Below are 10,711 nucleotides of genomic sequence, written 5' to 3'. Positions count from 1 at the left end.
ATGGTGGGTGTCATAAACTTGTTTTGTGGCTGTCAAACAACAAGGCAACGTGCTGCTAACGGCATGCTGATAGCCACGGAACGACACCTCAAAACGGGTGATCTCTTGTTTGCTTTCGACCCTCGTGGCAATGCAATTACAGCCGTAACAAGTGGAGTTCAAGGCCTAAAAATAGACCATGTTGGTATCGTTTTAAAGGATAAAAAGCAAGTGGTTGTGGCCGAAGCAACGTCAAGAAAGGGCGTGATTCTTACGCCTTTGGCCGAATTTCTGACGCATAACACGATACCAGGAGACCGCTATCCGTCGGTGGTTCGTGGTCGATTAAAGACGAATTTCGATGAGGCTGTGTTGCGAACACGCGTGAACCATTACCTCGGATTACCCTATGATTCGCTCTATATGCCTGATGATAGCGCGATGTATTGTAGTGAACTCGTGCAGAAATGTTATGTTTCAAAGGGTGGAAAGGCTATATTTCCGACAATTCCCATGTCATTTCATGACGCGAGTGGGCAGATTACACCTTATTGGAAGGCCTTTTATGCACAGCGACACAAGGCTGTTCCAGAGGGAATGTCGGGTACAAATCCCGGTCAACTCTCACGGGATAGCGTCTTGAAGATAAGTGCTTTGCCGTCGTATTGAACGGGTTTAACGCTTCAAAGCATAGTGTTCGTCTCTTCAAAGAGGTGCTTTTCACTCATTAAAGCGGCGCTTTTCACTCCTCAAAACAGATGAAAGGCGTTGAATTTTGGCGAAGTTATCGCCGTATAATCAAAGTTCTTGTTTCTTCAACAAACCGAATTCCTTGCCTACATAGTTATAGATGTCTTTGCAACATTCGGCAGAAAAGGCCTTGCCTGAAGCGATAAGGCGGTCCCATTGCGTTTCGGTCAGTCCGTTTTGAATATCATCTCGCGTGATGTGTTGACGGAGAAGGCCATAGATAAAGCCTGCATTAAAGGTGTCACCAGCCCCAATTGTGCTCACTGTTTTGAGGCTTTCAATGTCGTAATCTTTATGGAAGTTGCCCTCGGCATGCACTGAAATAGGATCTTTTCCGCGTGTACAGATGAAGTTCTTGCAATAGAAACTAATCTCAGAATGATACACTTTATCCGCATCATTCAGCTTATATATCACCTCAAAGTCTTCGTTACTGCCTCGTACTATGTCTGCAAACTCAAGGTTTTCTATAAGATTTGGCGTGATTCTCATCACCTCATTGCGATGTGAAGCACGATAGTTCACGTCGTAATAGAGTATTGCTCCACGACTATGGGCATGCTCTAAGAAGGCTAACATCTGTGGACGTACAATGGGATTAATGGCGAAAAACGAACTGAAAAGCACGATATCATCGCGGTTTATCTCTGGATAAGTGAAGTCAAACTGGTCGTGTGGGTCACTCTTATAAAAGAGATAATCGGCATTGTTGTGCTCATCGAGGAAGGCAAGTGACAGCGATGACTTGCTATCGGGATAGCAATTGACGTGTTCTGTGTGTACACCATTGTCATGAAGAAAGTCAATAACGGCCTTGCCTACACGGTCGTTGCCGGCTTCTCCAATAAAAGTGGTGTCAACACCCGAGCGTCCCAGCGAGATGATGGCATTGAAAGCCGAGCCTCCCGGCACTGCATTGATGGGCTTGTTGTCTTTGAAAATAATGTCAAAGGTGGTCTCTCCGATTCCTATTACCTTACGCATAATGATGTCAGTCTTTGAGTTTTGTTAGCAGAAATGAAGCTTGCCATCCCCTCATAAGGCGGTCAAGACAGGATAACTGCCGTTATATTTTACTGCAAAAGTAAACGATTCCACGCGCAAATGCAAATTTTTAAGTAACTTTGCACCATGAATTTATATAATACAATGACGCTTTCTAACGGCTTACGTGTCATTCATCAATCGTCTGATTCGAATGTCGTTTATTGCGGATATGAACTCAACGTTGGTACGAGAAACGAGGAACCAGGCTATGAAGGCATGGCCCACTTCTGCGAACATGTGTCGTTCAAGGGTACGAAACGACGCAAATCATGGCATATCAGCAATGCACTTGAGAGTGTGGGAGGCGACTTAAATGCGTATACAAACAAAGAAGATACGGTCTATTATGCGGCAGTTTTGAAGGAACATACAGCGAGAGCGATAGACCTTTTGACGGATATCGTGTTTTATAGTACCTATCCTCAGGCCGAGATAGATAAGGAAGTAGAAGTTATTTGTGATGAAATTGAGAGCTATAATGACTCTCCTGCCGAGCTTATCTATGATGAATTTGAGAACCTTCTCTTTGCCAATCATGCCTTAGGACATAATATTCTTGGCACAGCGGAACGTGTAAGAAGCTTTAAAACTGCCGATGCACAGCGCTTCACTCAACGCTATTATCGTCCTGAAAACAGCATTTTCTTTCTCTATGGTGACGTAGATTTCAAACGCGTTGTTAGACTTTTGGAGCGAGCAACGAGTGATTTTGCCCCATCAAAACCTATTATCGAGCCTGCATTAAATCAGCCATTACCTCCAAATATGCCCGATTTCATCGAGAAAAATCATGGCACTCATCAAGCTCATGTGATGGTAGGCACACGCGGATATGACATTCATGATAAGCGAAGAATGAGCCTTTATCTGCTCAATAACTTATTAGGTGGGCCGGGAATGAATGCGCGTTTGAATCTCTCTCTACGCGAACGACATGGTTTAGTCTATACGGTTGAGAGCTCAATGGTTAGTTATTGTGACACCGGTGTATGGGCAATTTACTTTGGATGTGACCCAAAAGACGTCGGCCGTTGCCTGAAATTGGTGCGTAAAGAGCTTGATCGTATCATCCAAAAGCCCTTGTCTGACACCCAGCTTAGAGCCGTAAAGAAACAGATAAAGGGTCAGATTGGTGTGGCATGTGACAACAGAGAGAGCTTCGCTTTAGACTTCGGCAAGAGCTATTTGCACTATGGTTGGGAGCGCGATCTTAACTCATTGTTCCGTCATATCGATGAAGTGACGGCGGAAAGTATGCAGCAAGTGGCTGCAGAGCTCATGCAACAAGAGCGACTAACGACGTTGGTGATAGATTAATTTACATCATAAGACGAGACGTCTTTATGGTGTTCGCAAAGTATTGACAGCCAAAAGGTTATGCGAAATGTGTGGCTTCTTTTTGTGTTATGAAAGAAAAGGCGTTGTGTTTTAGGTCATTTTGAGCCGCGATTTGCATCATTTTATGCGATGAAATCGGTCATTTTACACGATAAAGTGATAGCTTTTATTTTTCAAACGAATAGAGACAATTTGCAAAGCGGATAGGAGGCATTATTTAAGAAGAATCTGTTGTTGATGGATTATGCCTGTTTTGGGGAGGAAAACTTTGGCAAATAAGGTTAAGTTTTAGGGGGAAACGTCTTGCAATCTGTTTGGACTGAATACCTCATTCATTTTAAATCGAGAGGGCCTGCGACTCATTATGGAGTGCAGGCCCTCTGTCGTTAGTATGTTATGAAAAATTTGAGAGAATAGAAACTTCACAGTTTCATTGGTTGTTTTAACTAAACATGATTTATAGAGAAAGCATAGAAATATCTACTTTAGAATCGGTTCGGCCGGCGTTTCGACTGCTTCGATGCTGCTATGATGCATCGTATCGATGACGGCGGAATCGCTTAGTGCGACTGAATTGCCTTTATGTGTGGCAGAGTTCAATTGCATTGAGGGTGTTGTTGCCTCCGAATCACTGTTCATAGAAACCTGCGCCGCATTGCCCAATGTAAGCATAATTGCCACCACTGCTGCTGCTTTGAAAAGCGGTTTGAGCTTTTGTTGCAGTGTGATAATACGGACTTTGACAGGCGCAGGTTCGTTGATGAGAGACAGTATACGCTCGTCGAAGTCATTACTCAATACATCTTGTCTCGGCTCGGCAGTCTGATAGTCGAACAAAGGCTTGTATTTCAGCAATTCGACGGGTATGTCGTCTTGACTGAAAAAGGCTTTAAGAATCTGCTCTTCTTCAAGAGAAGTCGTGCAGTTCCAATAGCGTTCGAGTAATTGAGTAATGTATTTATAATCCATAATCTTCTATTTCTTGAAACTTAATTTTAACCGTCTGACGCGCTCGGTAGATATTAACCTTCACTTGTTCCTCGGTAATTCCGAGCACGTCAGCAATGTCTTTGTAACTCTTTCCCTCAAAATCTCTCAGCTGCATACAGCTTCGTTGTTTCTCGGGTAGGCTGTCTACGATTTGCTTTACCACGCTAATCTTATCGCGATGGATAATCTCTTCGTAGGGGTTATAGGCGCTTTCTGGAGCAGTTTTGTTGTCGAGTGAGTCGTTGTTGTTGTCGTACTTCTTGAGCGAATCAAGGGAAAGATTTCGACATATCGTGAGACTGAAGGCCTCTATTGATTCTAACTCGGTCCAAATATCACGTTTGTTCCAGACTTTTATCAGTGTTTCCTGCACAATGTCTTCGGCTTCTGCGCTGTTCATTGTAATGCGAAGCGCAAGCCGGTAGAGTTTATTCTTCAGCGGCAATACATCGTTTCGGAAGCTGATATTCTTCATCTGCGCTCTATATTGATGACGATTGGTGAACGGTTTTGTTACAGCAAATGTTATGCTTTAACGTCTTTTAAGTTTTGAAGTCAGGGATTTCTTACCTTATTTTAATAGTGTTCTATTCAAGATAGGTATATCCGTAGAGTCCTGATCGATAGTTGTTGAGGAACTCTTTGCCTTCTTCGAGCGATATTTTGCCTTGTTTTACGCTCTTAGTAACCCATTGTTCGAGCTGACGTACAAGCTTTTTAGGATTATATTGCACGTAATCGAGCACCTCTTCTACGGTCTCTCCGTCGAAGATTTGGTCGATATGGTACTTCCCATCCTTAACCGATACGTGGGCAGCATTGGTATCTCCGAAGAGATTATGCATGTCTCCAAGAATCTCTTGATAGGCTCCAATGAGGAAAACACCAAGATAATAGGGTTCGTTTTTCTTCAAAGGGTGGAGTGGAAGGACGTGACCGACGTGACCATCTGTAACGAAGTTGGCTATTTTTCCATCGCTATCGCACGTGATATCCTGTAGGGTTGCGTTGCGTGTTGGGCGTTCTGTAAGTCTCTGTATAGGCATAATAGGGAACAATTGATCGATAGCCCAGCTGTCAGGTAGACTCTGAAAGAGAGAGAAATTGCAGAAGTATTTGTCGGCAAGTAGCTTATCTAAGTTCCTAAGTTCCTCGGGAATATGCTTCATTGTCTTTGTAAGCATGTTGATTTCATGGCATACACTCCAATACATTGCTTCGATTTCAGCTCGTGTTTTCAAATCAACGATGCCATGAGAGAAAAGCTCTAATGCTTCTTCTCGTATCTGTTCAGCGTCATGCCAGTCCTCTAACATCGAGCGAGAATCAAGATTATCCCATATATCATAAAGGTCTTTGACGAGTTGATGGTCGCTTTCCTTAGGCTCAAAGTCCTCATTCATCTCTGGAAGACTGGCCGCTTCAAGGACGTCAATGACTAAAACGGAGTGATGAGCAGCAAGACTTCGGCCGCTCTCTGTAATGATATTAGGATGTTGAATGTCGTTCTTATTCGCTGCATCTACAAACATATAGACGCAATCATTGACGTATTCTTGGATGGAATAGTTAACAGAACTCTCGCTGCTTGATGACCTTGTACCATCATAATCGACACCAAGTCCACCACCACAATCCACAAAATCGATGTTGAATCCCATCTTATGAAGGTTCACATAGAATTGAGCGGCTTCACGAAGTGCTGTCTGTATACGTCTAATCTTTGTGATTTGGCTGCCTATATGAAAATGAATGAGGCGCAAACAATCATGCATTCCCATTGCATCGAGCTTGTCGAGGGCTTCTAAAAGTTCTGAACTGGTGAGCCCAAATTTAGAGGCATCGCCTCCACTTTCAGCCCATTTACCCGATCCCGACGATGCAAGTTTGATGCGAATACCAAGATTTGGTTTCACATTTAGTTTCTTGGCAGCGTGTGCAATGATATCAAGTTCGTTGAGTTTCTCTACGACAATAAAGATACGTTTACCCATTTTCTGGGCCAACATGGCCAATTCGATGTAGCTTTCATCCTTATATCCGTTGCAGATGATAAGCGAATCGCTCTTACACTGCACAGCAATGACGGCATGAAGTTCAGGTTTTGAGCCTGCCTCAAGACCGAGATTAAATTTCTGTCCGTGTGAGATAATCTCCTCAACTACAGGTTGCATCTGATTCACTTTAATCGGATAGATGATAAAGTTCTCTGCTTTATAGTCGTATTCTCGCTTTGCTTTCTGGAAACAACTAAAGGTTTTCTCTATCCGATTGTCTAAGATGTCGGGGAAACGCAATAGTACTGGTGCCGTGACATCACGCAAGGCAAGTTCATCCATGACGTCGCGCAGGTCGACTTCTGTATTGTCTTTACAGGGTGTTACATAGACATCGCCATTCTCATTGATGCCAAAATAAGAGGTTCCCCAGCCATTAATGTTGTAGAGTTCCTTTGAATCGTCAATCGTCCACTTTTTCATTATCAGTCAAAAAAACGTAATTATTAAAGTCGTTTATGTATGATTGCCTTGACATTAGAGTCTTAGCATTGTTTTTAATTGCTCAATAGAGCGTTCAATTTTATCGTAGTTATCAAGCAAATCCACATGATGCACATATTTAGCTTTGGCATAATAGGGTTCACGTTGCGTCAGTTGATCTTGTATAAACACCTTAACCTCCTCGGCAGTTTTATTCAAAAGTAAAGGTCTTATGACTTTACTCATCTTTAGATGTCCATAGAGAACCTCAGGGTTTGCTTTCAAATATATGGTCTCTCCCTGTTGATTCATGTAGTCGATATTATCGAAAAAGCATGGTGTTCCGCCTCCACAACTGATGATAACGTCCTCAAATTCGGCCACTTCATGCAGCATATTATACTCTATTTTGCGAAATCCTGTCTCGCCATTTTCATCGAATAGTTCCTTCACTGATTTGTGCATGCGACTTTCTATGTACCAATCAAGGTCATAGAAAGCCATACCTGTTGCGTTGGAGAGAGCCTTTCCAATTGTAGTTTTGCCGGCTCCCATGTATCCGATGAAGATGATTCGTCTCATTTATTTCTTCTTTCTGCTCTTTGGTTCGGGTGCATTGTTCACAATGTTCATACACTCTTCAAAGCTCAGTTCAGCGGCTTTTTCGTGTAAAGTCTTAGGCATACGATAGTTTTTCCCATCATAAGCAATGTAAGGACCATAGCGACCATTGAGCACTTCGAGTTTAGGATCTTCCTCAAATGTTTTGATGTGGCGTTTTTGTTCCTGCTCTCTTTTCTCTGTAATGAGTTGGATAGCCTCGTCAAGTGTTACTTTCATTGGGTCTGTTCCTTTGGGAAGAGACACATATTTCTTGTTATGCATGACGTAAGGACCAAAGCGTCCTGCGCCAATCACTACCTCACTGCCTTCAAATTCGCCTATTGTGCGGGGAAGTTTGAATAGCTCTAACGCCTCGTCTAAAGTGATTGTCTCAATACTTTTGTCGCTCGGCAGTTGAGAAAAGCGTGGCTTTTCCGCATCATCTGCAGACCCAATCTGGACTACCGGGCCAAATCTTCCTATCTTAACAAACACGGGTTTGCCCGTGCCTGGCTCTTCTCCAAGTTGTCTTTCGCCTGCTTTGTGCTCCGAACGAGCATTCATTACCTTGTCAACGGTAGGCTCAAAGCTTTTATCAAAGAGCTTCATCATGGAGTTCCACTCCTCATTTCCCTCGGCAATTTGGTCGAACTGCTGTTCTACTTTGGCTGTAAAATTGTAGTCCATGATGTCTGGGAAGTTTTCCATCAGAAAGTCGTTAACAACGATTCCGATATCCGTGGGCAGCAGTTTTCCCTTTTCATTGCCCACCATCTCTTTGCGTTCACGGCTCGTTACCTTTGTTCCTTTCAGCGTATCAATAGTATAGGTGCGCTCTTCTCCTTTCTTGTCGCCCTTCTGTACATACTCTCTTTGTTGTATTGTTGATATGGTTGGTGCATAAGTAGACGGACGTCCAATGCCCAATTCTTCGAGTTTGTGCACCAAACTGGCTTCCGTGTAACGGATAGGACCCATGCTGAATCGCTCTGTTGATGTGATTTCATGACGTTCAAGCACGTCGCCCACCTTCATAACGGGTAGAATATGTGCAGTCTCTTCCGTGTTGTTGTCTTCGTCATCGGTTGATTCTCGGTAGACTTTCAAGAAGCCATCAAACGTAATGACTTCTCCATTGGCAATAAACTTGGCTTGACTGCCGGCGATATCTATTGTTATTGTTGTCTTGTCTATCAGTGCATCAGCCATCTGACTGGCTGCCGTTCTCTTCCAAATCAGTTCATAAAGTCGTTTCTCTTGAGCCGTTCCGTCAATCTGAGTGTTACTCATGTATGTGGGACGGATAGCTTCATGCGCCTCTTGTGCACCCTTTGAATGCGTATGATAGTTTCTAACTTTGCTGTATTCCTTTCCCCATAGCTTGATGATCTCATCCTTACTGGTGTTTATAGCAAGTGAAGAGAGGTTCACAGAGTCCGTTCTCATATACGTGATATGACCGTTCTCGTAAAGCCGTTGAGCCACCATCATGGTCTGACTCACCGTGAATCCCAACTTACGTGCAGCCTCTTGTTGCAGTGTTGAGGTAGTAAAAGGAGGGGCCGGAGTGCGGTGTAATGGCTTCTTTGTTATGCTTCCAACGCTAAATTTGGCATCCTTACACTGCTCAAGAAAGTCAATTGCTTCCTTATGTGTTTTGAAACGAGTGTCTAATTCGGTTTTAACCTCTCCCTGACTACCGTCAGAATTGGTGATACTAAACACTGCGTTGATGCGGTAATATGGTTCAGAATGGAATGCTTGTATCTCTCTTTCACGCTCTACAATAAGCCTTACTGCCACGCTCTGTACACGCCCGGCACTGAGTGCCGGCTTTACTTTTCGCCAGAGAACTGGGGATAATTTGAAGCCAACTAAACGATCAAGTACACGACGAGCTTGCTGTGCATTGACCAAGTTCATATTCAAATGGCGAGGCGATTTGATAGCATCGAGGATGGCAGATTTCGTGATTTCATGAAACACAATACGGCTTGTCTTAGCCTCGTCTAAGCCTAACACTTCGCAAAGGTGCCACGAAATGGCTTCTCCTTCGCGGTCTTCATCGGAAGCGAGCCATATCTTTTTTGCCTTCTTGGCATTTGCTTTGAGTTCTGAAACGAGTTTTTTCTTCTCGTCAGGGATTTCATAGTCAGGTTCTAAAGTCTTAGGATTAATACTAAGTTCCTTTTTCTTTAAGTCACGAATATGACCATATGATGACATCACCTTATAGTCGTCACCCAAAAACTTCTCTATAGTCTTCGCCTTTGCAGGGCTCTCTACGATAACTAAATTCTCTTGCATACTCATTAATGAACTTTTATCTTGGTGCGCAAAAGTAATGAAAACTTTCACGCTATACCTTATTATATGATGTTTTTTCAACTTTTTTAAGAAATGAACGCAAGCACTTCAGACGCCATTGAAATCAAAACCATACCACGAATGTGGCATTTTTCAAAGAAAAATAATACTTTCTATTGGAAAATATTAATTAAATTGCTTATATTTGCAGCGTACTTTTTGATGTCGTTGATTTGACATCACAAGACTTAACAACATTATTAACGAAAAAAAATGATTAAACAATGGAAAGAATAACAAAGTTTGTAGAGTCAATTCTCCATTTAACAGCCTCACTAAACGGCTTGGGTGTGCATCTCATACGCGTTGCAATCTTCATTATTTTTATTTGGATTGGCGGCTTAAAGTTCTGGAATTATGAGGCCGAAGGCATCGTTCCGTTTGTTGCTAACAGTCCTTTCATGAGTTTCTTCTATGAAAAGAAGGCTCCGGAATACAAGGATAATAAGCTCAAAGAGGGTGAGTTTGATAAGAAAAAGCATGAGTGGCACGTGGAAAATAACACTTATGGTTTCTCACATGGCTTGGGATTGCTCATCATGTCGTTTGGAGTGTTGACGCTCTTAGGCATTTGGTTCCCCAAGATTGGCTTCGTTGGATCTGGTCTTGTCATTCTTATGACGTTTGGAACGCTGTCGTTCCTTGTCACGACACCCGAGTGTTGGGTGCCCGATTTGGGTAGTGGCGAACATGGTTTCCCGTTACTTTCTGGTGCAGGTAGACTCGTTATTAAAGATACAGCGATTCTCGCCGGTGCGTTAGTTGTGCTGTCTGACTGTGCACAACGTATCTTAAAACGGAAGTAAAGCTTTTGTTTTAAAGCCTCACCCCAGCCCCTTTCAGCCTCACCCCCAGCCCCTCCCCGAAGAGGGAGGGGAGTAGTTAGCCTTGAAAATATAGCAGGATGGCCTGGGGTTATTGGGGAATTGTTTTATAAATTATATATTTCAACGCCGTAGGTGTTGCGCTTTTTAAGCGCAATCCGACATAAATTTTAGCGTAAGATAACGCAATTCATGTTACGGATTGAATGCTTCAACGCCGTAGGTGTTGCGCTTTTGATAGCCCAGGGTTGCCAAACGATAGTGCAGGCTACCCTGGGTTAATGTGTGGTTTGTGGGGAACAACGCCGTAGGTGTTGCGCTTTTTTAGATTAA

The 10,711-nt window shown here is 43.1% G+C and carries 9 protein-coding genes; 3 read left to right on the top strand and 6 right to left on the bottom strand.

The window, feature by feature from the left end; genetic code table 11:
* A partial coding sequence (locus HMPREF9420_RS07020; RefSeq protein ID WP_007134839.1) for a YiiX/YebB-like N1pC/P60 family cysteine hydrolase occupies window positions 1–648 on the top strand: 648 nt, incomplete at its 5' end.
* A gap of 129 nt (window positions 649–777) precedes the next feature.
* Here HMPREF9420_RS07020 and HMPREF9420_RS07015 read toward each other — a convergent pair.
* Window positions 778–1,713: a PfkB family carbohydrate kinase gene (locus tag HMPREF9420_RS07015; RefSeq protein ID WP_007134838.1), complete on the bottom strand. Its 936-nt coding sequence runs from the start codon at window positions 1,711–1,713 to the stop codon at window positions 778–780.
* Between the two features lie 147 nt (window positions 1,714–1,860).
* Here HMPREF9420_RS07015 and HMPREF9420_RS07010 point away from each other — a divergent pair, with 147 nt between their 5' ends.
* On the top strand, window positions 1,861–3,093 hold the full coding sequence (locus tag HMPREF9420_RS07010) for a M16 family metallopeptidase (protein ID WP_007134837.1): 1,233 nt from the start codon (window positions 1,861–1,863) through the stop codon (window positions 3,091–3,093).
* Between the two features lie 501 nt (window positions 3,094–3,594).
* Here HMPREF9420_RS07010 and HMPREF9420_RS07005 read toward each other — a convergent pair.
* The 5 genes from HMPREF9420_RS07005 to topA form a co-directional block, all read right to left on the bottom strand.
* A complete protein-coding gene (locus tag HMPREF9420_RS07005) occupies window positions 3,595–4,083 on the bottom strand; it encodes a hypothetical protein (RefSeq protein ID WP_007134836.1) in 489 nt (162 codons plus the stop codon).
* The gene (locus tag HMPREF9420_RS07000; protein ID WP_007134835.1) at window positions 4,073–4,579 is read right to left on the bottom strand and encodes an RNA polymerase sigma factor; all 507 of its coding nucleotides are present in this window, start codon (window positions 4,577–4,579) and stop codon (window positions 4,073–4,075) included. The genes HMPREF9420_RS07005 and HMPREF9420_RS07000 overlap by 11 nt, the downstream gene beginning before the upstream one ends.
* Before the next feature lie 112 nt (window positions 4,580–4,691).
* Window positions 4,692–6,584, bottom strand: coding sequence for a biosynthetic arginine decarboxylase (speA, locus tag HMPREF9420_RS06995; protein ID WP_007134834.1), 1,893 nt, complete (start codon window positions 6,582–6,584; stop codon window positions 4,692–4,694).
* Between the two features lie 54 nt (window positions 6,585–6,638).
* Window positions 6,639–7,166 (bottom strand): shikimate kinase, encoded by a 528-nt coding sequence (locus HMPREF9420_RS06990; RefSeq protein WP_007134833.1) that lies wholly within the window; start codon window positions 7,164–7,166, stop codon window positions 6,639–6,641.
* Window positions 7,167–9,494, bottom strand: coding sequence for a type I DNA topoisomerase (topA, locus tag HMPREF9420_RS06985; protein ID WP_044079149.1), 2,328 nt, complete (start codon window positions 9,492–9,494; stop codon window positions 7,167–7,169).
* A gap of 284 nt (window positions 9,495–9,778) precedes the next feature.
* On the opposite strand from topA, the gene HMPREF9420_RS06980 reads away from it, so the two are divergent.
* Complete coding sequence (locus HMPREF9420_RS06980; protein WP_007134831.1) at window positions 9,779–10,360, top strand: DUF417 family protein; 582 nt, start codon at window positions 9,779–9,781, stop codon at window positions 10,358–10,360.
* The last annotated feature ends 351 nt before the right edge of the window (window positions 10,361–10,711 follow it).

Source organism: Segatella salivae DSM 15606, from assembly GCF_000185845.1.
In the GTDB taxonomy this organism is placed as follows: Bacteria; Bacteroidota; Bacteroidia; order Bacteroidales; family Bacteroidaceae; genus Prevotella; species Prevotella salivae.
Note: the sequence above shows the minus strand (reverse complement) of the source record. Positions and strands in the feature narration are given on the sequence as shown.

What these genes read in the sequence shown, in the direction of transcription:
- HMPREF9420_RS07015 (WP_007134838.1), bottom strand. Translation starts at nt 1,713, where the DNA reads ATGCGTAAGGTAATAGGAATCGGAGAGACCACCTTTGACATTATTTTC.
- HMPREF9420_RS07010 (WP_007134837.1), top strand. Translation starts at nt 1,861, where the DNA reads ATGAATTTATATAATACAATGACGCTTTCTAACGGCTTACGTGTCATT.
- HMPREF9420_RS07005 (WP_007134836.1), bottom strand. Translation starts at nt 4,083, where the DNA reads ATGGATTATAAATACATTACTCAATTACTCGAACGCTATTGGAACTGC.
- HMPREF9420_RS07000 (WP_007134835.1), bottom strand. Translation starts at nt 4,579, where the DNA reads ATGAAGAATATCAGCTTCCGAAACGATGTATTGCCGCTGAAGAATAAA.
- speA (WP_007134834.1), bottom strand. Translation starts at nt 6,584, where the DNA reads ATGAAAAAGTGGACGATTGACGATTCAAAGGAACTCTACAACATTAAT.
- HMPREF9420_RS06990 (WP_007134833.1), bottom strand. Translation starts at nt 7,166, where the DNA reads ATGAGACGAATCATCTTCATCGGATACATGGGAGCCGGCAAAACTACA.
- topA (WP_044079149.1), bottom strand. Translation starts at nt 9,494, where the DNA reads ATGCAAGAGAATTTAGTTATCGTAGAGAGCCCTGCAAAGGCGAAGACT.
- HMPREF9420_RS06980 (WP_007134831.1), top strand. Translation starts at nt 9,779, where the DNA reads ATGGAAAGAATAACAAAGTTTGTAGAGTCAATTCTCCATTTAACAGCC.